The organism is Pseudomonas sp. NY15435, assembly GCF_048068295.1.
In the GTDB taxonomy this organism is placed as follows: Bacteria; Pseudomonadota; Gammaproteobacteria; order Pseudomonadales; family Pseudomonadaceae; genus Pseudomonas.
Window position 1 is genome coordinate 423,619 of sequence record NZ_JBLUQA010000004.1, and the last position, 22,641, is coordinate 446,259.

Here is a 22,641-nt window from a genome sequence, read left to right on the forward strand (position 1 = left end):
CCTGCCTCCGAAAGGTCAGATCGGGTCCCAGGAGAACACGTCCGGGCTGCGCGCCAGGTCCATGAAGCTGCCGCGCAGCGCCGGCATGCCGTGCTCGGCGATGCTCTGCGGGGTCCAGCCGTTGTCGCTGTGCACGCTGCGCAGCGGGCGGCTCTGGCTCATCAGGAAGATCTCGTGGTTGCGCGCGGCGAACACCTGGCCGTTGACCGCACTGGCGGCGTCGGAAGCGAGGTACACGGCCAGCGGCGCGTTCTTGTCGGGCGTCATGCGCTGCAGGTTTTCCACCCGCGCCTTCTGCTCTGGCGTCTCGGCCGGGATGGAGTCGGTCATGCGGCTCCAGGCGAAGGGCGCGATGCAGTTGGAGCGCACGTTGTAGCGCTGCATGTCGAGGGCGATGGACTTGCTCAGGGCGACGATGCCGAGCTTGGCCGCCGAGTAGTTGGCCTGGCCGAAGTTGCCGATCAGCCCCGAGGTGCTGGTCATGTGCACGAAGGCGCCGCTGTTCTGCGCGCGGAAGTGCTCGGCGGCGGCGCGGCTGACGAAGAAGCTGCCGTTCAGGTGCACGTTGATCACCGACAGCCAGTCCTCGGCGCTCATCTTGTGGAAGATGGTGTCGCGCAGGATGCCGGCGTTGTTGACCACGATGTCGACGCGGCCGAAGGCGTCGATGGCGCTGGAGACGATGCGCCGGGCGCTGTCCCAGTCCGACACGCTGTCGGTGTTGATGGCGCCGTCGCCGCCGCGTTGGCGGATCAGCCCGAGGGTTTCCTCGGCCGGGGAGGCCGAGCCGCCCTCGCCTTGCAGGGACACGCCGATATCGTTGATCAGTACCCGCGCGCCGCTGTCGGCCAGAGCCAGGGCGATCTCGCGGCCGATGCCACCACCGGCGCCGGTGACGATCGCTACCTTGCCTTCGTTGAGTCGTTGGGTCATCGCTAATTCCTTACTGTTCGTTCAATCAGGGAGTTCGTTGCGCACACGCTCAGCTCGGCAGGCCGAGCACGGCCTTGGCCAGGATGTTGCGCTGGATTTCGTTGGTGCCGCCGTAGATGGTGGTGGGTCGCGACTGGATGAAGATGCCCGCCGGGTGCAGCTCGGGATCGTCGCTGAACGGATTGAGCAGCGCCGAATCAGGGCCTGCGATCTCCAGCCCCAGCTCGCTGATGCGCTGGTACAGCTCGGACTGGTGGATCTTCAGCAGGGAAACGTCCGGGCCCAGTTCCTCGCCCCGCCGCAGACGTTCGGCGAAGCGCTCGTAGAGCGCCTTGTGGCAGTCCAGGTCCATGCTCAGTGCGGCGAAGCGCTGGGCGAACACCGGGTCGTCCCACAGCCCCTGGTGACGCGCCAGGCGCACCAGGCGTTCGAGGGCGAAGGTGGCCTGCTTGGGGGAACCTAGGAAGATGCGCTCGAAGCCCAGCAGCGCCTTGGCCATGCCCCAGCCGTGGTTGACCGCGCCGACGAGGTTCTCTTGCGGCACCCGCACGTTGTTGAAGAACACCTCGCAGAACTCGCCCTGCAGTTCGAGGTTGAGGATCGGCCGCACCTCGACGCCAGGGCTGCCCATCGGCACCAGCAGGAAGCTGATGCCCTGCTGCGCCTTGGCGCTGCGCTCGGTGCGCGCCAGCACGAAGATCCAGTTGGCTTCGGTGCCCATGGTGGTCCAGGTCTTCTGGCCGTTGATTACCCATTCGCCGTCACGCAGCACCGCCTCGGTGCGCAGGCTGGCCAGGTCGGAGCCGGCGTTGGGTTCGCTGTAACCCTGGCACCAGATGTCTTCGCCACTGAGGATGCGCGGCAGGAAGCGCTCGCGCTGGGCGTCGCTGCCATAGCGGATCAGCAGCGGGCCGAGCATGGTGATGCCGCTGTCGGGCAGGCGCGCGCAGCCGTAGTTTTCCATCTCCTCGATCATGATCAGCTGCTTGCCGGCAGACAGCCCCATGCCGCCGTGCTGCACTGGCCAGCCGGGGCACAGCCAGCCTTGTTTGGACAGCGCCTGGTACCACTCCCAGGTGTCGTCGCGGCCCAGGCGGTGGGCCGGGTTGCGGATGCGTTGCGGGTAGTTGGCGGCGACCCACTCGCGCACCAGCCGGCGGAATTCGTCATCGCCCAGGGCGTTGTAATCGGTCATGTCACTGCTCTCTTGATTACTGGCCCCGGAAATTCGGGGAACGTTTTTCGAGGAACGCCGCCTTGCCTTCGGCATGGTCGGCGCTGAGGAACAGCTGGCTCTGGAAATCGCCCTCGCGTTCGAGCAGCAGTTCCAGGCCGTCGGCCAGCAATGCCTTGGTCAGCGCGAGCGACAGCGGTGCCTGCTGCTCCACCTTCGCGGCCAGCGCAAGGGCTGCATCCAGCGCAGCACCCGGCGCGCAGAGCTGGTCCACCAGGCCAATGCGCAGCGCTTCCTCGGCTTCGATCACCTGGCCGAACATCAGCACCTGCCGGGCGCGACCGATGCCGACACGCGCGGGCAAGGTGTGCAGTTGGCCGAGATCGGCGATCAATCCGACCTTGCCGAAGCCCGCGGCAAAGCGCGCCGTGCCGCCACACACCAGGCTGTCGCAGGCCAGCGCCACCGACAGCCCGGCGCCCACCGCCCAGCCTTCGATGGCGGCGATGATCGGCTTGCCCATGCGCAGCATCTGGCGGATCAGGTCGGCGTTCTTCTGCATGCGTACGCGGCCGGCGTTCAGATCGGTGACGTGCATGTCACTGAGGTCGCCGCCGGCACTGAAGACTTCCGCCGAACCGGTGAGCACCACACTGCGCACGGCGGGATCGGCGTCCGCCTCACGCAGTGCGTCGAGCAACTCGGCGCGCAATGCGGGGGACAGCGCATTGCGCCGCGCCGGATTGTTGAAGCGCAGCAGACGCACCGAGCCATGGCTTTCCTGCAGCAGCATCTCGCTCATCACGCCACCTCCGCATGCAGCAGGGCGATGTAGCGCGCCCGGTGGAAGGCCAGCGAGCCCTGGCTATTGAGCAGCACCATGGCGCGGCGCAGGAACAGGCCGATGTCCGCTTCGTCGGTGTAGCCGATGCCGCCGTGCAGCTGGATCGCCTGGCGGGTTACCAGCATGGCCGCTTCAGCGGCACGCACCTTGGCGGTGGACACCAGTCGCTGTACCTGTGCGGCCGGCGCGCCGGCGTCCAGGGCGGTGGCCGCTTCCCCGACGATGGCGCGGGCCAGTTCGATCTGCAGCTTCAGGTCGACCATGCGGTGCTGCAGCGACTGGAAGCTGCCAATCTCGCGACCGAACTGGCGGCGCACGCCGAGGTAGTCGCGAGTCTGTTCGAAGGCCGCATCCATCAGCCCCACCAGGTAGGCGGCGCAGGCCAGTGCCGACTCATCGAGCGCTGCGGGCGCAGCTTCGACGAGTTGCGCCGGCGTGCCATCGAAGCGCAGGCGCGCCAGGTGGCCGCCGTCCTGGGTCGGTTCCTGATGAATACTCAGTCCCTCGGCATTGCGCTGCACCAGTGCAAGGCCGACGTTGCAGGCGACCAGCCAGGCATCGGCCGCAGCGCCCAAGGCCACATGGGCGATCTCGCCGCGCAACTGGCCATCGCGCAGCACCGGCAAGGCGGCACCCGCCTCGTAGCCGATTCCAGCGGGCAGGACCAAGCGCTCGCCGGCCAGCAGGGCGTCGCGCTCGTCAGCCGGCAGCAAGGGAGCGACCAGGCTCGCCTCGATCAGCGGCTCGGGCAGCAGGCCGCGCCCGAGTTCTTCCAGCAGCGCGGTGTACTCGGCCATGCCCAGACCGCTGCCGCCCAGCTCTTCAGCGAGGCGCAGACCCGGCCAGCCCATGGCGCAGACTTCGCCCCAGGCGTCACGGTCAACGCTCGCCTGCTGGAAGCGCAGGCGGCGCACCCGGCCCAGGTCGCCGCCGCGCGGGACCAGGGAGGCGGCACTGTCTCGGATCAGCCGCAGGCGCTCTTCGCGCTCCTCGGCCATCGCGGTGTGGTCGGTCATTTCGTCATTCCCGTGTCGGTTGAACAGCTCCGGCCGCCGCGGGCCGGTACTTGAAACTGCCGGTGGCGCTGGCGATCAACTCGCCGGCCTCGTCGTAGATATCCGCCGCGCAGAAGCACAGGGTGCGGGTGCGCTTGAGCACCCGGCCGACAGCGTTGATCTCGCCGCGCGTGCTGCCCATGAAGTGCGTGGCCATGTCGATGGTGACCATCGAGCAGCCCGGCATCTGCGCGCGGATTGCCCCGGCCATGGCGGCATCGAGCACGCTCATCAGCACGCCGCCGTGGAAGCTGTCGATGTAGTTCATCAGCTCCGGGCGGTGGCGCAGGCGTACCCGCACCACCTCGCCATCGACCCAGCGCTCCAGGCCGAGGAACTCCTGGAAGGTGTATCGATCGCGGGGGAACATGTCCGGCCCGGGCGCATTGGCAGCGCGGGTGAGATCGGTCATCGCAGGCTTTCCTCCGTGACGGGTTGGCCCAGCGGGCGGGCAGTGCTGTGCGCCGGTGTACGCGCGGGGGGGCTGGCCTGCGTCGAACGCGCTTCGCGGTTCGGGTCATACAGCCGGTTGGGGATCATCAGCGCGGGGATCAGGCCGGTGATGACGTAGGTGATGCCCATCACCAGGAAGCCCGCGCCGATGGACACGTGGGAGGCCAGCAGGCCAATGGCCGCCGGGGCCACTGCCGCGCCGATGCGGCCGAGGTTGTAGGAAGTGCCCACGGCAGCGCCGCGCACCTGGGTGGAGAAGCTCTCGGTCATGTAGGTGGCCAGCACGCCCACCGGTACGCCGTAGATGAAACCGAACAGCGCGAGAATCCAGACGATGTTGTCAGGCGTGTGCCAGAACACGATCACCGGCATGAAGATGGCGGTGCCGATGGCGCCGGCAGCGAAGGTGGCGCGGCGGCCGAAGCGGTCCGAGGCGATCCCGGCGAGCACCTTGCCGAGGATCATCGCGGTGTAGGTGCCGACCATGTAGCCGGTCATGGACTTGAAGTTCATGCCCAGCTCGCTCTCCAGGTACGAGGGCATCCAGTTGTTGGTGCCGTAGTAGCCGAACAGCAGGAAGCACGAGGTGAGGCTCCACAGCAGGAACATGCGTCGGGTGGACGGATCGACCAGCAGTTGGCGCATGCCGCCGCTGGCAACCGCTTGCTGGCGCCCGCTGCTGGCCCGCTGCACGCGTTGTGCACGAGCCGCCAGCCACGACGGCGACTCCGGCACCCAGGGCCGCAGCGCGAGGCAGATCAGCGCCGCACCGATTGCGGTGAAGAACAGCGCACGCCAGCCGTAGTCGGGGATGATCTGCCCGGCGAGGACGGTCGCCACCAGGTAGCCGACGGTCCAGCCGGCCTGCATGGTCGCCAGGATGGTGGTGCGGTACTTCGCGGTGACGAACTCGGACATCAGGATGTTGCAGGCCACGAACAGCGAGCCCAGGCCCAGCGAGGAGACGAAGCGGATCAGCGCGAAGGCCCAGTAGTTGTGCGCCAGGCCCAGCAATGCGGTGCCGACGGAGAACACCAGGATGGTCCAGGTCACCACGCGCACCCGACCGAAGCGGTCGCACGCCCAGCCACCATAGATGCCGCCGATGGCCATGCCGGCCAGGGTGATGCTGCCCAGCGAACCCGCCTCGAAGTTGGACAGGCCGAATTCGGCCTTGAGGCTGTTAAGGCTGTAGGCGAGGAACATCAGGTCTGCGCCGTCGGCAAGCAGACCCAGGAAGCAGAAGAGGAAGGCGATCACCAGAGTCCGCCGCGGAATCGCGGCGCTCTGGGCCAAGCTGTCGGGTGCGTTCATTGTTGTTGTTCTCGCAGGTTGGTTGAGGTCGTCGTCGCGCTATGCCCGCCCGGCGTGTTCTCCCATCTCCGGGGTGAGGCGCACGCGGCCGTTGTCCAGCACCACCACGTCGCGTTCGACGACGCGGGTGCGGAAGGAGCCGTCATTCCAGATTTCGGTACGCAGGGTTTCGCCGGGGAACACCGGTGCGGAGAAGCGCACCTGCAGGTGCGCGAAGCGCTCCGCGCGGTAGTCGGCGAAGCCGCGCAGCAGTGCGTGGAAAGCCACGCCGAGGGTGCACAGGCCATGCAGAATCGGCCTGGGGAAACCACCGCGGGCGGCCGCCGCCGGGCTGGCGTGGATCGGGTTGTCGTCGCCGTTGAGGCGGTAATGCAGCGCCTGTTCGGGGCGTGTCGGCAGGTCGATGACCAGGTCCGGCGCCTGCTCGGGCAAGCGGTGCGGCTGGCTCAGCGACTGGCTGTCGCCGCCAAAACCGCCGTCACCGCGCAGGAAGGTGGTGCCACGGGCAATCGCCAGCACCTCACCGCTCTGCGCATCGCTGACGACCTTCTCGCTATAGAGCAGCGCGCCCTTGCCGGCGCCCTTGTCGACCAGCCCGGTAACGCGGGTGCGGCCGATCACTTCTCCCTCCACCGGCAGCGGCTTGTGCCACTCGATGCTCTGCTCGCCGTGGACCAGGCGCAGTGCATCGACGCCAGTGTCCGGGTTGCCCAGCCAGAAGCCGGGGTGGCCGAGCACCACGGCCATGCAGGGCAGCGCCTGGAGGTCGCGATTGGCGTCGACGAAGGTCAGCTGGTGCTCGTCCATCGGGTCCGCGCCGAGCCCCACGGACAGCGCATAGAAAGCACTGTCGTGGCGGCTGAAACGCTGCCGCACCTCAGGGATCGGGTAGTTCAGCAGGTGCTCAGGATTCAGCGCCATGGGCCACCTCCTTCACTTCCAGTACCGCATCGGCGGCCCAGGCGCCCTGCCCTTCGGGCATGGCAAAGACCGGGTTGAGGTCCACCGAACGCAGGCGCGGACCAGCCTCGGCAGCGAACTGCGAGAGCTGCGCGAGCACCCGCGACAGCGCCTTGATGTCGGTCACCGGGCGACCGCGGGCACCCAGCAGCAGCGGCGCGCCCTTGATACTGCGGATCATCTGCTCGGCCTCGTCGACGCCGAACGGGCAGCGGCGGAACACCACGTCCTTGAGCACCTCGACGAAGATGCCGCCGAGGCCGAATACCGCCACCGGACCGAACTGCGGGTCGCGCTGGATGCCCATGAAGCACTCGACGCCGCCCTGCAGCTGACGAGCCACCAGCACGCCATCGAGGCGAGCGTTCGGTGCATGCTCGGCGGCGCGTTCGAGCAGCAGTGCATAGCCCTCGCGCACGGCCTGGGCGCTGTTCACATTGAGCAGCACACCGCCGATTTCCGATTTGTGCAGGATGTCCGCCGAGGCGATTTTCAGCACCACCGGGAAGCCGATCTGCTCGGCGAATGCGGCGGCTTCCGCAGCACTTTTCAGCCCCCGTTCGGGCGCCGATTCGATGCCCGCGCGGGCCAGCAGTTGCTTGGCTTCAGCCTCACCGGGCGTGCTGGCCGGCAGCTCCACGCCACCGGGCGCGGGAATGCTGCGCAGCGGTCGGGCGAAGGCCTCGCCCAACTGCCCCATGGCCTGGATGGCGCGCACCGCGCGGGTCGGGTCCTCGAACAGGGCGAAGCCGGCCTTCTGGTACGGCGCCAGCTCCTCGCCCTCGCCCATCACCGAGACGACGAACAGGCGATCCGGGTGGTCGGCCTTGATCCGCGCGAACTGCTCGGCCAGACGCGGCCCGATGGAGGCGGCGGTACCGGCCTGGGTGAAGAAGGCGATCAGCGAGCGGTAGCCACCGTCCACCACCATGGATTCGGTGAAGTCGTGGACCAGGCTCAGGTCGTTGAGCGCCTGGGCGGTGCAGTCCACCGGGTTGAGCGGTGAGGCATAGTGCAGACGCTGTTTCAGGCGCGCCTGCGCCGCTTCGGGCATCGGTGGCATGGGCAGGCCGAAATCCTCGGCGGCGTCGCTGACGATGATTCCGGCGCCACCGCTGACGGTGATCATCCCCAGGCTGTTGTTCACCGGGTAGATGCGCTGCGTGGCGAGGTAGGCGATGTCCACCAGTTCCTCGGTGGTGCGCGCGCGAACCACCGCGTAGTCGGCCAGCACCGCATCGAGCACCTTGTCGTCGCCAGCCAGGGAGGCGGTGTGGGACATGGCCGCGCGGCCGCCCAGCTCGCTGCGCCCGACCTTGTGCAGGATCACCGGCTTGCCGGCGCGATGGGCCGCATCGAGCGCGGCGAGGAAGCTGTCGACGTTGCGGATGGATTCGGCGTAGGCCATCACCACGTCGACCTCTGGCGATTCCACCAGCCAGCCGATGGCATCGCCCAGGGTGACGTCGGCCTCGTTGCCGGTGGCGACGCAGATCGGCGTACCCAGCCCGCGCTGCCGCGACAGGCCCAGCAGGTGCGCGCCGTAGGCGCCGGACTGGGTGGCGATGCCGACCCGCCCGGCCAGCGGAATACCGCGCTCCAGGCTGGTGGAGAAGAAGGCGTAGTAGCCCAGGTTGGCGTTGAACACGCCCAGCGCATTCGGCCCCAGCAGGCGCATGTTGGCCACGCGGGCGGCTTCGACGATGGCGTCCTGCATGGCCACGCCTTCCTCGCCGACTTCGCTGAAGCCGGAGGAAAACACGATGGCGCTGCGCGCGCCCTTGCGCCCCAGTGCCTGGACGGTCTCCAGCACTTGTGGCGCGGGCACCGCGATGATCGCCACGTCCGGCGCCTCGGGCAGCGCGTCGACGCTGGCATAGGCCGGCAGGCCCTGGATCTCGGTGCGATTGGGGTTGACCGGCAGGATGCGACCGGTGAAGCCATTGCGCAGCATGTAGGCAATGGGGCGGCCACCGATGCGGTGCGGGTCGCTGGAGGCGCCAACCACGGCGACCGAGCGCGGCTGGATCAGCGGGGTAAGGCTGGCGAAGGCTGTGTGTTGCAAGTGACTCACTGACATGACGTTCCACCTGAACAGATAACGGGTGCCGGACGAGGCCATCCCGGCGCGAGGGCGAGCGCGTCCACGGCGGGCCGCCCGCTTATCGCAGGTAGCCACCGGGAGGGCGTCTTGCCCGAATTTCAGAGCACGTTCTGGGTGCCGAGCAGCGCGGTGACCTGGCTGGACAGCGTGCCGCCGTTGCCGTGCAGCAGCGCCACGTCGGCTTTCTTCAACTGGCGCTCACCGGCCTGGCGACGCAACTGGGTGACCGCCTCGATGATCAGGAACATGCCGTACATGCCCGGATGCACACAGGACAGCCCGCCACCATTGGTGTTCACCGCCAGCTCACCGCCAGGAGCGATGCGCCCACCCTGGACGAAGCGGCCGCCTTCACCTTTCGGGCAGAAGCCGAGGTCTTCGAGGAACAGGATGGTATTGATGGTGAAGGCGTCATAGACCATGACCAGGTCGATGTCCGAGTGCTTCACACCGGCCATCTGCATGGCACGCGGGCCGCTCTCGGAAGCGGCAGTGACGGTGAGGTCGGGCATGGCGACGATGGAACGGTGCCACTGCGCGCCGGCCGCGCCGAGGAAGTAGATCGGCGCCCTGGGCAGGTCCCGCGCACGGTCGGCGCGCACCATTACGCAGGCGCCGCCACCATCGGTGACCAGGCAGCAATCGGCCTTGCTCAGCGGATCGCTGACCATCCGCGCGGCGAGCACCTCATCGATGCTCAGCGGGCCACGGGCGAAAGCCTCGGGATTGAGGTTGGCCCAGCCACGGGCGGCCACGGCCACTTCGGCCAGGTGCTCGCGGGTGGTGCCGTACTGATGCATGTGCCGGCTGGCGGCCAGCGCATAGGCGGTGATCGGGTGGCGCGGCTGGTAGGGTGTTTCGTGCCACTGCGGCTCGCTCATCGATACCAGCTTGCCGCCGGCGGTGCGCTGGTTGGAGCCGTAGCAGATCAGCGCCGCGTCACACAGCCCGGCCTCCAGGGCCAGGGTCGCCTGCAGCAGGTGCAACTCGAAGCTGGAGCCGCCGACGTTGGTGCCATCGACGAATTTTGGCTTGATGCCAAGGTATTCGCAGACCGAGAGGGTCGGGAAGGCGTGGGAGCTGGTGGCGGAGAACACCGCGTCGATATCCGAGAGCGCAAGTCCCGCATCGGCGATGGCCTTCATCGAGGCCTGGCCGAGCAGTTCCATGGCGCTGTAGCCGTGGGCTTCGCCGATACCGGCGCTGCCGATGCCAACGATTGCGGTCTTGCCGCGCAGGACCTGGCTCATGGCTGCACCTCCGCCAGGGGCTCGAAGACGACGACAGCGCCGCTCTCCTGCTGGGCGATGCGCGCCTTCACGCGGGTGCCGATGGGCAGGCTGAGGTGTCCTTCGATTCGGGACATCATGCGCACGCCTTCATCCAGGTCGATCAGGGCGACGTTGTAGTCACCACTGCGGGCGCGATTGACGGTCAGGGCATAAAGGGTACCCAGGCCACTGGCGGGGACCCATTCCAGGTCCGTTTCGCCGCTGCCGGGCACCTGAGTGCGGGGGTAGAACACGTGCCGGCCGGTGGAGGCGCTGCGCTGCAACATGAAGCGACCCTGGGCGAGGAAGGCGAGGTACTGCGCCTCCGGCCCTGGCATGTTGCGGTCGGGGAAATCCACCATTGAGGTTTCTCCTTTGTTCTTGTTCTGCCTTTGTTGCAAAGTGCGTTACCGCCCATGCCAAGCCAGCTTCACGGAAGCCGTTGCAGGCGTCGCAGGGTCAGAATACATTCACAATACTGAATGTCAATCAGAATACAGAATATGACCACTGAAAAAACCGTCGAAGAAGCCAGCAGCAAACGCACCGGCGGCGCCAAGGATGTCGGCGCCGTGGTGAATGCCATCCAGATCCTGCGCCACCTGGCCAATGCCGAAGGCCCCGAGGGTGCTACCGCCATCGCCCGCGCCACCGGCATCAGCCCGAGCACCACCTTCAACATCCTGCGCACACTGAGTAACGAGGCGCTGACCTCGTTCGACAACGAAACCAAGACCTATCGCCTGGGCCTGGGCCTGTCGGAATTGGCGGTAAGCTTCATCGGCCGCAGCTACGCCGACCTGATCCAGCCGGAACTGGAGCGCCTGAGCACCAGCCACAACATCCTGATCACCCTGTGGCAGGTCACCGACGATGCGCACATCCGCGTGATCGCCGTCTCCGCCCCGACCGTGGCGCACGTCAACGTCGCCGTCGGCTCGCGCCTGCCGGAACTGGTGGGCGCCGCCGGACGCTGTATCGCCGGCCTGCGCAATCTTCCCGAGGATGAACTGCGCCGCCGCCTGACTCGGGTGCGCTGGGAAGCCCCACCCAGCTTCGAGGAGTACCAGCGCGACGCTCGCGACACACTGGAGCAGGGCTGGGCCATCGACCAGGACCACCTGTACCGCGGCGTCAGCATGGTCGCCAGCGCGATCACCGATCACGACCGGCAGCCACGCTTCGTGATCTCCGGCATCGGCATCAGCGCCCAGCACGACCGCGAGAAACTGGAGCAGATCGGCGCCAGCCTGCACGAGACAGCCCGCTTCATCAGTCGCTCGCTATTCCCGCAGAGTGGCCCAGCGGAATAAGTCGATAGATATTCACCATATGAAATGGCATTCACAAATATGGATGCCATTTCAACGCAACCAGCGGATCTGGCGCGAAACCGCACCGCGAGCCGCCGCGCGCCAGCACACCCGTCGCTACATCGCCGATGCGACTGATGGCATCGATATTCGCCGCCAGGGGCCCACAGCCGCGATTATCGCCGGTATCATGGCAGGTCTTGATGGAGTCCTGGCAGTGACCATCCCGCGGAGAACACCGTTCCCGCCGCCCGCCCGAATCCCCGCGCGATCCGGGCAGCCCGCCGCCAGAGCCCGCCAAACCCTCTGCCCGGATGTTCGCCAGCCCCGCATGGCTCGCGACCGCCGCAGGTAATCCCATTGAATGAGGCAACCATGGAACAGAAAGACATCGATTGGGGCACGCTCGGATTCGATTACATCAAGACCGACTTTCGCTACATCTCCCACTGGCGCGATGGTCTGTGGGACGACGGCAAGCTGACCGAAGACAACACCCTGCACATCAGTGAAGGCTCCTCCGCCCTGCACTACGGCCAGCAGTGCTTCGAAGGCCTGAAGGCCTACCGCTGCAAGGATGGCTCGATCAACCTGTTCCGCCCGGACCAGAACGCCGCACGCATGGCCCGCAGCTGCGCCCGCGTACTGATGCCGCAAGTGTCCGAAGCGCAATTCATCGAGGCCTGCAAACAGGTCGTGCGCGCCAACGAGCGCTTCATTCCCCCTTACGGTTCCGGCGGTGCGCTGTACCTGCGCCCGTTCGTGATCGGTGTTGGCGACAACATCGGCGTGCGCCCGGCTCCGGAATTCATCTTCTCGGTGTTCTGCATCCCGGTCGGCGCCTACTTCAAGGGCGGCATGAAGCCCCATGACTTCGTGATCTCCACCTACGACCGCGCCGCCCCCAACGGCACCGGCGCCGCCAAGGTCGGCGGCAACTACGCCGCCAGTCTGATGCCCGGCGCCCAGGCCAAGAAAGACGGTTTCGCCGACTGCATCTACCTCGATCCGGCCACCCACAGCCGCATCGAGGAAGTGGGCTCGGCCAACTTCTTCGCCATCACCCACGACAATGAGTTCGTCACCCCGCGCTCCAGCTCGGTACTGCCGGGCATCACCCGTCTGTCGCTGATGCAACTGGCCGAACAGCGCCTGGGCCTGAAAGTGGTCGAAGGCGACGTGCAGATCGACGACCTGGCCCGCTTCAAGGAAGCCGGCGCCTGCGGTACCGCGGCGGTGATCACCCCGATCGGCGGCATCCAGTACAAGGACAACCTGCATGTGTTCTTCAGCCGCGAAGACGTCGGCCCGGTGACCCGTCGCCTCTACGAAGAGCTGACCGGCATCCAGAAGGGCGACGTGGAAGGCCCGAAAGGCTGGGTCGTGAAGGTCTGAGCCTGACAGCTCGCAGAAACAGAAACGCCGCGATACCGAAAGGGATCGCGGCGTTTTTCATTGGATTGTCAGAGGGCCCGTCATTGCGTAGGAGCGGACTCTGTCCGCGATGCTATCCTGCGCGATGCGAACCTATCGCGGACGAAGTCCGCTCCTACGCATAGTCCAGCCTCAGGCGTGGCTCGGCAGCGCCGGCTGGCACAGCAGCCAGTCGTGCAGCAACGCTTGCAGTTCCTCGAACTTCACCGGCTTGGCCATGTAGTCACTCATGCCGGCAGCCAGACAGCGCTCGCGGTCGCCGCTATGACTGTGGGCGGTGATCGCCAGCACCGGCAGGTCGGCGCAACGCGGCAGCGTACGGATCGCCCGACACGTGGCGAAGCCGTCCATCACCGGCATCTGGCAATCCAGCAGCACGGTGTCGATAGCCTCCCGACGCAGCAGCTCGATAGCTTCGGCGCCGTTGTCGGCGGTGCGCACGCGGTAACCGAGCTTGAGCAGCATGCCGCGGATCACCAACTGGTTGATGGCGTTGTCTTCCACCACCAGCACGGTGCACTGGTCCGGGCTACGCAGCACCTGGCCACCCGCGCGGCGCGGCGGCGGAGCGATGCTTTGCACCGGCTGACCAACCTGCAGCTCCAGGGCGAAGCGGCTGCCCTGCCCAGGCATGGAGTCGTGGGCCAGCGTGCCACCCAGCAGCGCGACCAATTTGCGACACAGCGCCAGGCCGATGCCCAGGCCACCGTACTCGCGGGTCAGCGACCCGTCGAGCTGGAAGAAGCGCTGGTACAGCGCGCCATCCGGCGGGGTGGAGAAGCCAATGCCGCTGTCCTGGACCTCGATGCGCAGCGCCAGCCCCTCAGTGTTGGGCACACCGCCAACCCGCAGGTGCACGCCACCCTGGTGGGTGAACTTGATGGCATTGTCGATCAGGTAGCCCAGCGCCTGGGTCAGCTTGCCGGCGTCACCCTCGAGGGTGTCGGGCAGGCTCTCGTCCAGTTGCAGGACGAAGCGCAGTCCGCGCTCTTCGGCACGCGGTGCGTACTGCGCACGCAAGCCGTCGCACAGGCCGCGCAGGCTGAACGGCTCGCGGCGCGGGTATAGCTTGCCGGCCTGCAGCTCGATCAGCGCAAGGATATCGTTGACCATGCGCATCATGTCGCGCGCCGATCCGGTGGCGGTCTTGTGGTACTGGGTCAGCTCGATGTCCATGGGCACCGTCTGCATCAGCTCCAGTGAACCGATCACCCCACTCATGGGCGTACGCAGCTCATGGGTGACGGTGGCGAGGAACTCATCCTTCAGACGGTTGCTGCTGGCCAGCTCAAGGTTCAGCTGCTCCAGCTTGCGGCTGGTTTCCTGGAGGATGCGCGTGCGCTCCTCCTTCATGGCGTTGATGCGGTCCGCCAGCGCCAGGGACAGCAGGCCGACCTCCAGCGCCGAACCGATCTGACTGGCGTACATGGTGAGGAACACGTTGGGCAGGAAGCCCAGCACCATCAGCGTGTTGATCACCCCGCCGAGCAGGAAGGCGCTCCAGGCGAAGATGAAGTAGCGCGCCACGCGCATGCCGCGCAGCCAGGCGAGGATGCCGGCGGTGAAGATCACCACGGTAAAGGCCAAGGCCAGGTAGGTGGCCAGGCGCAGGGCGATGGCGTAACTGACGGTCAGCGCCAGCACCATCACCAGCGCACCAACGCCCATCAATACGCGCAGGATGCGATCGATCCACAGGCTGTGCTCGCGGGTGTGCAGGAAGCTGCGGGCGAACTGGCAGCCGAACAGCCCGGCCGAACCGATCAGGAAGGGCGTGGAGGCATTGGCCCACCAGGGATTGTTCGGCCAGAAATACTCGATGCCGGCGCCGTTGACCGAGATCTGGTAGAAGCCGAACGAGGCTATATAAAGGATGTAATACAGGTAGCTGGTGTCGCGCACGCTGAGGAAGATGAACAGGTTGTAGATCAGCATCACCAGCAGCACACCGTAGATGATGCCCAACACGTAGATACGCTGCGGCTGTTCCTCCAGGTAGGCCTTGGGCGACCAGAGCGTCAGCGGCGCCTGGATCGAGCCCTGGCTTTCCAGCCGCAGGTAGACGCGCAGCGGTTTGCCGGGCTCCAGCTTCAGATCGAACAGGTAGTTGTTCTGACGGATCGGCCGGCTGTCGAACGGCAGCGTATCGCCAGTGCGCTGGGCGAGCTTGAAGCCGCCCTGGCCGTCGGGGAGATAGAGGTCGAGCTTGTCCAGCGGCGGGTAGGCCAACTCCAGCAGCCAATTGGCAGGATCTTTCGAGGCTTGCGGCTGGTAGTCCAGGTCCAGGCGCAGCCAGAACACCGAACGCGAATAGCCGGCGTTGAGCACGTCGCGCTCATGGTGGCGGAAGCTGGCGGCCAGCGCCGGCGAGCTGATCTCGGCGATATCGGCCGTGCCGCGGACGTCCTCGAAGACATCCATCGCCCGCCCCAGGGGCAGTTGCCCGACGTGCTCGTCGAAGCTGATGGCGCTCGCCACTGGCGAGAGGATGAGAAGGATCAGGAAGATCAGCCAGTGCCGCATGGTGCCCCGCAGTGCCACCGACAGCCGCGCCGGAGATCCCCATCTCCCGCTTTGGCGCGCCGTGGAGGCGTTGTGTTGGAATCGGCGAACTCTAGCACAGGCCTTGTGCCCCGTGGCATTCGACCATCCGGACAGGGCGCGGCCGGGTGACGCGCATTGGACCGTTCGGTCAGCTCAGCGGCGCATTTTGGTGATAAGCTCCCGCGCCATGAAAACACCTGCCTCCCGTCCCGTAGTGCTCTGCCTGTCCGGCCACGACCCCAGTGGCGGCGCCGGTCTGCAGGCCGATATCGAAGCCCTGATCGCCCAAGGCTGCCACGCGGCGCCCACCGTCACCGCGCTGACCGTTCAGGATACCGTCAACGTTTCCGACTTCCGCGTGCTCGACCGCGAGTGGGTGCTGGCCCAGGCCAACGCCGTGATCGCCGACCTGCCGGTGGCCGCGGTCAAGCTGGGCATGCTCGGCTCGGTGCAGATGGTCGACACGGTCGTCGAGATCATGCAGTCCCTGCCGGGCATCCCGCTGGTCTGCGATCCGGTGCTTCGCGCCGGCGGCGGAGGTTCGCTGGGCAAGGACGACGTCGGCTACGCCATGCGCGAGCGCCTGCTGCCGATCGCCGCAGTCGCCACGCCCAACCTGCCCGAAGCGCGCATCCTCGCCGAACTGCCCGAGGGCACCGCCGACGAGTGCGCCGACAAGCTGCTGCCTTATATCCAGACCCTGCTGATCACCGGCGGCCATGGCGACGAATCCGAGGTGCACAATCGCCTCTACACCCGCGACGGCCAACGCCACACCTTCACCTGCCAGCGCCTGCCCGGCAGCTATCACGGCTCGGGCTGCACCCTGGCGAGCACCCTCGCCGGCCGCCTGGCCCTGGGTGAGGAACTGGTCAGCGCGGTGCGCAGCGCCCTGGACTACACCTGGCGCACCCTGCGTGACGCGGAAGCGCCCGGCCATGGCCAGTACGTGCCGCGCCGCCTGCCGCTGGACTATTGCAACTGATTCACTGATCAACCGTACGAAGATCGAGGCACCGATGAAACTGCGCGGACTCTACGCCATCACCGACAGCCAGCTGCTCGACGGCGGCCGCCTGCTGCCCTACGTCGAAGCCGCCCTCAAGGGCGGCGCCAAGCTGCTGCAGTACCGCGACAAGTCCGACGACGCCTCGCGCCGCTTGCGCGAGGCCGAGGCACTGCGCGATCTCTGCGCGCGCTACGGCGCCACGCTGCTGATCAATGACGACGCCGAGCTGGCCGCGCGCCTGGGCGTCAGCGTGCACCTGGGGCAGACCGACGGCTCGCTGGCCGCGGCCCGCGCCCTCCTTGGCCGCAATGCCGTCATCGGCGGCACCTGCCACGCCAGCCTCGACCTGGCCGAGAAGGCCATCGCCGAAGGTGCCAGCTACGTCGCCTTCGGCCGCTTCTTCGCCTCCCAGACCAAACCCGGCGCCTCCGCCGCCAGCCTCGAACTGCTGGAACAGGCCAAGGCGCGCTTCAACGTGCCGCTGGTGGCCATCGGCGGCGTGACCCTGGATAACGCGCCCGAGCTGATCGCCCGCGGCGCCGACATGATCGCCGTGATCCACGCACTGTTCGCCGCCGACTCCCCGGCCGAAGTCGAACAACGCGCGCGCGCCTTCAGTCAACTCTTCGAAACCCGCTGAGCGCCCGCGCGCCCGGCCCTTCACAGCTTCGCGAGGTACACCATGTCCCGTTCCGAAACGCTTTTCGCCAATGCCCAGAAACACATCCCCGGTGGCGTGAACTCGCCGGTGCGCGCGTTCAAGAGCGTCGGCGGCACCCCGCTGTTCTTCAAGCATGCCGAAGGCGCCTACGTAGTGGACGAAGATGACAAGCGCTACGTTGACTACGTCGGCTCCTGGGGCCCGATGATCCTCGGCCACAGCCATCCGGACGTCCTCGACGCCGTGCGCAAGCAGCTCGACCACGGCCTGTCCTACGGCGCACCGACCGCGCTGGAAGTGGAAATGGCCGACCTGGTCTGCTCCCTGGTTCCATCCATGGACATGGTGCGCATGGTCAGCTCCGGCACCGAAGCCACCATGAGCGCCATCCGCCTGGCCCGTGGCTACACCGGCCGCGACAGCATCATCAAGTTCGAAGGCTGCTACCACGGCCACTCCGACAGCCTGCTGGTGAAAGCCGGCTCCGGCGCCCTGACCTTCGGCGTCCCGAACTCCCCGGGCGTGCCGGCGGCCTTCGCCAAGCACACCCTGACCCTGCCCTTCAACGACATCGCCGCGGTCGAGAAGACCCTGGGCGAAGTCGGCAAGGAAGTGGCGTGCATCATCGTCGAGCCGGTCGCCGGCAACATGAACTGCGTGCCGCCGGCGCCGGGCTTCCTGGAAGGCTTGCGCCGCCTGTGCGACCAGCACGGCGTGGTGCTGATCTTCGACGAAGTGATGACCGGTTTCCGCGTCGCCCTCGGCGGTGCCCAGGCGCACTACGGCATTACCCCGGACCTTTCCACCTTCGGCAAGATCATCGGCGGCGGCATGCCGGTGGGCGCCTTCGGCGGCAAGCGCGAGATCATGGAGCAGATTTCTCCGCTCGGCCCGGTCTACCAGGCCGGCACCCTGTCGGGTAACCCGCTGGCCATGGCCGCCGGCCTGACCACCCTGCGCCTGATCAGCCGCCCCGGCTTCCACGACGAGCTGACCACCTACACCACCCGCATGCTGCAAGGCCTGCAGGAGCGCGCCGACGCCGCCGGCATCCCCTTCGTGACGACCCAGGCGGGTGCCGCGATGTTCGGCCTGTACTTCACCGGCGCCGACGACATCGTGACCTTCGACGACGTGATGACCAGCGATGCGGAACGCTTCAAGCGCTTCTTCCACCTGATGCTAGACGCCGGCATCTACCTGGCTCCGAGCGCCTTCGAAGCCGGTTTCACCTCCATCGCCCACGGCGAAACCGAGCTGAAACTGACCCTGGACGCCGCCGAGCGCGCTTTCGCCGCTCTCAAGTAACACCCTTCGCGAAGGCGCCCATCCGGGCGCCTTCCGCTCTGCCCCGAGGCTTTCTGGGCTTTATAGCCGCGTTACACTCCCCCCGCCGTACCAGTCGTTTCCAGCAAAAAAACAGAAAAGAAGGTAAAGACTTTGTAAGGAAGCGCCTGCTTATTTCATAATGTGAAGGCTGGCGCATTTCGCTGGCCGGGTTTTACCCGCCCCGATCCTGGAGGCCGTTTCTCCCCATGTACCGTTCCGGTCGCACCCTGCTGGGTTGCCTGTTGCTCGCACTGCCCCTGTTCACTCAGGCGGGCGGCAACTCGCTGCTGATTCCAGCCACCGGACGCTGCACCCTGAACACCGTGCCGGAACAGCTGCAACAGGCACTGGCCAGCTGCCAGCAGGCCGCCAACGCCGGCGATGCCCAGGCACAGTTCGAATTGGGGGAATTCTTCTACACCGGCGAACGCGCCCCGCGCGATTTCCAGGCCGCCCTGCACTGGTACGAGAAGGCTTCGCTGCAAGGCCACGCCGACGCACAACTGCGCCTGGGCACCATGTTCTTCCGCGGTGAAGGCGTGAAGGCCAACAACGTGCAGGCCTACATCGTGCTGAAGATGGCCGCGGTCAACGGCGCCGAAGACGCCATGGACAGTGCCGACCTGGTCGCCGAGCAGATGAACAAGGACGAGCTGGACATCGCCACCAAGGTGCTCGGGCAGATCTTCCGCAACTACCTGATCGAACTGCAGACCGCCGGCAACTCGCCGTTCTCGCCGCTACCCTGAGCCGCACGCCAGGCCCCCATGCCCTGTAGGAGCGAGCTTGCTCGCGAACAGGGCTATATGGCTGACTTCGGTGCTGAACGGTTCGCGAGCAAGCTCGCTCCTACAAACGTCAGCTGTCCTTAGGCGTCAGCTGTCCTTTCCGGGCATCGGCATGGGGAACGGCATCACGTTGCCGGTGATCTTGGCCTCGCTGATCTTCGCAGTGCCCAGGCGCTCCACCTCATCGATGCGAATGATCGAATGCAGCGGCACGAAGCTGCGGATGACGCCATCGAACTGCGCCTTGAGCTTCTCCTCGCTGGGGTCGACCACTACCTGGGTGCGCTCGCCGAAGACGAACTCCTCGATCTCCAGGAAGCCCCACAGATCGCTCTGGTAGATCTGTTTGGCATACATCTCGTACACCTGGCCCTGGTTGAGGAAGACCACCTTGTAGATCGGGTTCTCGCGCTTGCTCATGAACGAAGGATGACAGCTTTGCAAAAAGGGCACGCAGCATAGCACAGACAGCCGCCCCTCAAGCCCGCCGCTGGTAGATGCCCGTCTCGGGGCTTATAATGCGCGGTCATTTTTTAACCAGCCCAAGACAGGTTCCATGGCCAAGAAGCTTTTCATCCAGACCCACGGTTGCCAGATGAACGAGTACGACAGCTCGCGCATGGCCGATCTGCTGGGTGAACACCAGGCCATGGAGATCACCGAGAAGGCCGAAGAAGCCGACGTCATCCTGCTCAATACCTGCTCGATCCGCGAGAAGGCTCAGGAGAAGGTGTTCTCCGAGCTGGGCGCCTGGCGCACGCTGAAGCAGCAGAACCCCAATCTGGTGATCGGCGTCGGCGGCTGCGTAGCCAGCCAGGAAGGCGCGGCGATCCGCGAGCGCGCGCCTTACGTCGACGTGGTGTTCGGCCCGCAGACCCTGCACCGCCTGCCGGAAATGATCGACGCCGCCCGCGCCACCCGCAAACCGCAGGTGGACGTGTCCTTCCCGGAAATCGAGAAGTTCGACCGCCTCCCTGAGCCCCGCGTCGACGGTCCCACCGCTTTCGTCTCGGTGATGGAAGGCTGCAGCAAGTACTGCACCTTCTGCGTGGTGCCCTACACCCGCGGCGAGGAAGTCAGCCGCCCGTTCGACGACGTGCTTGCCGAGGTGATCCACCTGGCCGAGAACGGCGTGAAGGAAGTCACCCTGCTAGGCCAGAACGTCAACGGCTACCGTGGACCGACCCATGACGGGCGCATCGCCGACTTCGCCGAGCTGATCCGCGTGGTCGCCGAGGTCGATGGCATCGAGCGTATCCGCTACACCACCTCGCACCCGCTGGAATTCTCCGACTCGCTGATCGCTGCCCACGCCGAAGTGCCGCAACTGGTGAAGTTCGTCCACCTGCCGGTGCAGGCCGGCTCCGATCGCATCCTCGCGGCAATGAAACGCAACCACACGGCGCTGGAATTCAAGTCACGCATCCGCAAGCTGAAGGCTGCGGTGCCGGACATCTGCATCAGCTCGGACTTCATCATCGGCTTCCCCGGCGAGACCGAAAAAGACTTCGAGCAGACCATGAAGCTAGTGGAGGACGTCGGCTTCGACTTCTCCTTCTCCTTCATTTACAGCTCGCGCCCCGGCACTCCGGCCGCCGACTTGGTCGACGACACCCCGGACGAAGTGAAGAAGCAGCGCCTGCTGATCCTCAACAGCCGCCTCAATCAGCAGGGCTTCGAGATCAGCCGACGGATGGTCGGCACCATCCAGCGCATCCTCGTCACCGACTACGCCAAGCGCGACCCGGGCCAGTTGCAGGGGCGCACCGAGAACAACCGCGTGGTCAACTTCCGCTGCGACAATCCGCGCCTGATCGGCCAGTTCGTCGACGTGGAAATCTACGAGGCACTGCCCAACTCCCTGCGCGCGACCCTCGTGGAAGCACGCCACTGACGACCGACCGCCGAACGACCGAACTTTCGTACTCGGTCGCGCGGGGTTATTCTTCGACCATCTCCCTTTGAAGCACGGCGACTTAGACAACACCTTGAACGCCCCCCTGGATATTCATCGTTTCATGCTCGAGCCCTTCGAGGCCCGCAGCTTCGCCAACCTGTGCGGCCAGTTCGACGAACACCTGCACCAGATCGAGAAGCGCCTCGGCATCGAGATCCGCAACCGCGGCAACCAGTTCGAACTGGTCGGTGACCCCGAGCGCACCCAAGCGGCCGAAAACCTCCTGCAGCGCCTCTACCGCGAAGTGCAGAACGGCACCGAGATGACGCCCGACCTGGTTCACCTGTTCCTGCAGGAGTCCGGCCTGGAAGAGCTCGCCGTCGAGCCCGTCGCCCCACTGGTCACGCTCAAGACCCGCCAGGCGCACATCCGCCCGCGCGGCGCGAACCAGCAGCGCTATGTAAAAGCTATCCTCGACCACGACATCAACTTCGGCATCGGCCCGGCCGGCACCGGCAAGACCTACCTCGCCGTGGCCTGCGCCGTGGACGCCCTGGAGCGCGAACAGATCCGCCGCATCCTGCTGGTGCGCCCGGCGGTCGAAGCCGGCGAGAAGCTCGGCTTCCTGCCCGGCGACCTGTCGCAGAAGATCGACCCCTACCTGCGCCCGCTGTACGACGCGCTGTACGAGATGCTCGGCTTCGAGACCGTGGCCAAGCTGATCGAACGCCAGGTGATCGAGGTCGCGCCGCTGGCCTATATGCGCGGCCGTACGCTGAGCAACAGCTTCATCATCCTCGACGAAAGCCAGAACACGACGATGGAACAGATGAAGATGTTCCTCACCCGGATCGGCTTCGGCTCCACCGCGGTGATCACCGGCGACGTCACCCAGGTCGACCTGCCCAAAGGCACTCGCTCGGGCCTCAAGCACGTGATGGAAGTGCTGCGCGACGTCCCCGGCATCAGCTTCACCCACTTCAAGTCCAAGGACGTGGTACGCCACCCGCTGGTGCAGCGCATCGTCGATGCCTACGACGCCTACGAGAACCGTCTGACCGGTGTAGAAGGCCAGGGCAACAAGCATGCTTGAACTGGACCTGCAGATCGCATCCGAAGCGGCCGGCCTGCCGAGCGAAGCTGACTTCAGAATCTGGTGCGAACTGGCCTTGCGCCAGCGCCAGAATGATTCTGAACTCACCATCCGCCTGGTGGACGAACCCGAAGGGCGCGAACTGAACAAGACCTGGCGACACAAGGACTACGCCACCAACGTACTGTCCTTCCCCGCCGATGTTCCCGACGAGTTGCTGGACATCCCGCTGCTCGGCGACCTGGTGATCTGCGCCCCGGTAGTCACCCGCGAGGCCGCCGAACAGGGCAAGTCCGCGCAGGCCCACTGGGCCCACCTCGTCATCCATGGCTGCCTCCACCTGCTCGGCTACGATCACATCGAAGACGAAGACGCCGAGGAAATGGAAGCACTGGAACGGGAATTGCTGGCCGAACTGGGTCACCCGGACCCGTACGCGGCCGATGAAGAATAAAAGCCACCGAG

At 66.3% G+C, this 22,641-nt stretch carries 21 protein-coding genes; 9 read left to right on the forward strand and 12 right to left on the reverse strand.

The annotated features are described in order from the left end of the window. Positions 1 to 15: 15 nt before the first annotated feature. The 10 genes from ACNFH5_RS12130 to ACNFH5_RS12175 form a co-directional block, all read right to left on the reverse strand. Positions 16 to 933, reverse strand: coding sequence for an SDR family NAD(P)-dependent oxidoreductase (locus ACNFH5_RS12130; protein WP_015475457.1), 918 nt, complete (start codon positions 931 to 933; stop codon positions 16 to 18). A gap of 49 nt (positions 934 to 982) precedes the next feature. After that, positions 983 to 2,128: an acyl-CoA dehydrogenase family protein gene (locus ACNFH5_RS12135; protein ID WP_416746210.1), complete on the reverse strand. Its 1,146-nt coding sequence runs from the start codon at positions 2,126 to 2,128 to the stop codon at positions 983 to 985. A gap of 16 nt (positions 2,129 to 2,144) precedes the next feature. Next, positions 2,145 to 2,900, reverse strand: a complete 756-nt coding sequence (locus ACNFH5_RS12140; protein WP_416746463.1) for an enoyl-CoA hydratase/isomerase family protein — start codon at positions 2,898 to 2,900, stop codon at positions 2,145 to 2,147. Between the two features lie 8 nt (positions 2,901 to 2,908). Then, positions 2,909 to 3,967, reverse strand: a complete 1,059-nt coding sequence (locus tag ACNFH5_RS12145; RefSeq protein WP_416746212.1) for an acyl-CoA dehydrogenase family protein — start codon at positions 3,965 to 3,967, stop codon at positions 2,909 to 2,911. 4 nt (positions 3,968 to 3,971) lie between these two features. Beyond that, on the reverse strand, positions 3,972 to 4,376 hold the full coding sequence (locus ACNFH5_RS12150) for a PaaI family thioesterase (protein ID WP_416746465.1): 405 nt from the start codon (positions 4,374 to 4,376) through the stop codon (positions 3,972 to 3,974). Positions 4,377 to 4,414: 38 nt separating this feature from the next. Further along, positions 4,415 to 5,773, reverse strand: a complete 1,359-nt coding sequence (locus tag ACNFH5_RS12155) for an MFS transporter (RefSeq protein WP_416746214.1) — start codon at positions 5,771 to 5,773, stop codon at positions 4,415 to 4,417. A gap of 39 nt (positions 5,774 to 5,812) precedes the next feature. Next, a complete protein-coding gene (locus tag ACNFH5_RS12160; protein WP_416746216.1) occupies positions 5,813 to 6,694 on the reverse strand; it encodes a MaoC/PaaZ C-terminal domain-containing protein in 882 nt (293 codons plus the stop codon). Beyond that, a complete protein-coding gene (locus tag ACNFH5_RS12165) occupies positions 6,678 to 8,813 on the reverse strand; it encodes an acetate--CoA ligase family protein (RefSeq protein WP_416746218.1) in 2,136 nt (711 codons plus the stop codon). The genes ACNFH5_RS12160 and ACNFH5_RS12165 overlap by 17 nt, the downstream gene beginning before the upstream one ends. Positions 8,814 to 8,935: 122 nt before the next feature. After that, positions 8,936 to 10,087: a thiolase gene (locus ACNFH5_RS12170; protein ID WP_416746220.1), complete on the reverse strand. Its 1,152-nt coding sequence runs from the start codon at positions 10,085 to 10,087 to the stop codon at positions 8,936 to 8,938. Further along, on the reverse strand, positions 10,084 to 10,470 hold the full coding sequence (locus tag ACNFH5_RS12175; RefSeq protein ID WP_416746222.1) for a Zn-ribbon domain-containing OB-fold protein: 387 nt from the start codon (positions 10,468 to 10,470) through the stop codon (positions 10,084 to 10,086). The genes ACNFH5_RS12170 and ACNFH5_RS12175 overlap by 4 nt, the downstream gene beginning before the upstream one ends. Positions 10,471 to 10,611: 141 nt before the next feature. On the opposite strand from ACNFH5_RS12175, the gene ACNFH5_RS12180 reads away from it, so the two are divergent. Both ACNFH5_RS12180 and ACNFH5_RS12185 read left to right on the forward strand, forming a co-directional pair. Next, positions 10,612 to 11,421, forward strand: coding sequence for an IclR family transcriptional regulator (locus ACNFH5_RS12180; protein ID WP_416746224.1), 810 nt, complete (start codon positions 10,612 to 10,614; stop codon positions 11,419 to 11,421). A 375-nt stretch (positions 11,422 to 11,796) separates the two neighbouring features. Beyond that, a complete protein-coding gene (locus ACNFH5_RS12185) occupies positions 11,797 to 12,816 on the forward strand; it encodes a branched-chain amino acid aminotransferase (protein ID WP_416746226.1) in 1,020 nt (339 codons plus the stop codon). Between the two features lie 171 nt (positions 12,817 to 12,987). Here the strand turns inward: ACNFH5_RS12185 and ACNFH5_RS12190 are convergent, their stop codons facing one another. Next, on the reverse strand, positions 12,988 to 15,378 hold the full coding sequence (locus ACNFH5_RS12190; protein WP_416746228.1) for a 7TM diverse intracellular signaling domain-containing protein: 2,391 nt from the start codon (positions 15,376 to 15,378) through the stop codon (positions 12,988 to 12,990). A 208-nt stretch (positions 15,379 to 15,586) separates the two neighbouring features. On the opposite strand from ACNFH5_RS12190, the gene ACNFH5_RS12195 reads away from it, so the two are divergent. The 4 genes from ACNFH5_RS12195 (at position 15,587) to ACNFH5_RS12210 (ending at position 19,147) form a co-directional block, all read left to right on the forward strand. Next, positions 15,587 to 16,384 (forward strand): hydroxymethylpyrimidine/phosphomethylpyrimidine kinase, encoded by a 798-nt coding sequence (locus ACNFH5_RS12195; RefSeq protein ID WP_045215075.1) that lies wholly within the window; start codon positions 15,587 to 15,589, stop codon positions 16,382 to 16,384. Positions 16,385 to 16,418: 34 nt separating this feature from the next. Continuing rightward, positions 16,419 to 17,048 carry a thiamine phosphate synthase gene (thiE, locus tag ACNFH5_RS12200; RefSeq protein ID WP_416746230.1) on the forward strand — a complete coding sequence of 210 codons (630 nt, stop codon included), beginning with the start codon at positions 16,419 to 16,421 and terminating at the stop codon, positions 17,046 to 17,048. A gap of 42 nt (positions 17,049 to 17,090) precedes the next feature. Then, on the forward strand, positions 17,091 to 18,377 hold the full coding sequence (gene hemL, locus ACNFH5_RS12205; RefSeq protein WP_416746232.1) for a glutamate-1-semialdehyde 2,1-aminomutase: 1,287 nt from the start codon (positions 17,091 to 17,093) through the stop codon (positions 18,375 to 18,377). A gap of 227 nt (positions 18,378 to 18,604) precedes the next feature. Then, the gene (locus tag ACNFH5_RS12210) at positions 18,605 to 19,147 is read left to right on the forward strand and encodes a tetratricopeptide repeat protein (RefSeq protein ID WP_017521798.1); all 543 of its coding nucleotides are present in this window, start codon (positions 18,605 to 18,607) and stop codon (positions 19,145 to 19,147) included. 126 nt (positions 19,148 to 19,273) lie between these two features. Here the strand turns inward: ACNFH5_RS12210 and ACNFH5_RS12215 are convergent, their stop codons facing one another. After that, positions 19,274 to 19,606: a DUF1820 family protein gene (locus tag ACNFH5_RS12215; protein ID WP_045215085.1), complete on the reverse strand. Its 333-nt coding sequence runs from the start codon at positions 19,604 to 19,606 to the stop codon at positions 19,274 to 19,276. Positions 19,607 to 19,742: 136 nt separating this feature from the next. On the opposite strand from ACNFH5_RS12215, the gene miaB reads away from it, so the two are divergent. The 3 genes from miaB (at position 19,743) to ybeY (ending at position 22,630) form a co-directional block, all read left to right on the forward strand. Then, positions 19,743 to 21,080, forward strand: a complete 1,338-nt coding sequence (miaB, locus tag ACNFH5_RS12220; RefSeq protein ID WP_416746235.1) for a tRNA (N6-isopentenyl adenosine(37)-C2)-methylthiotransferase MiaB — start codon at positions 19,743 to 19,745, stop codon at positions 21,078 to 21,080. Positions 21,081 to 21,174: 94 nt separating this feature from the next. Next, positions 21,175 to 22,176: a PhoH family protein gene (locus tag ACNFH5_RS12225; protein ID WP_138520117.1), complete on the forward strand. Its 1,002-nt coding sequence runs from the start codon at positions 21,175 to 21,177 to the stop codon at positions 22,174 to 22,176. Next, entirely contained in the window at positions 22,169 to 22,630 is a 462-nt protein-coding gene (gene ybeY / locus ACNFH5_RS12230; protein WP_416746237.1) for an rRNA maturation RNase YbeY, read from the forward strand. The genes ACNFH5_RS12225 and ybeY overlap by 8 nt, the downstream gene beginning before the upstream one ends. Positions 22,631 to 22,641: the final 11 nt, after the last annotated feature.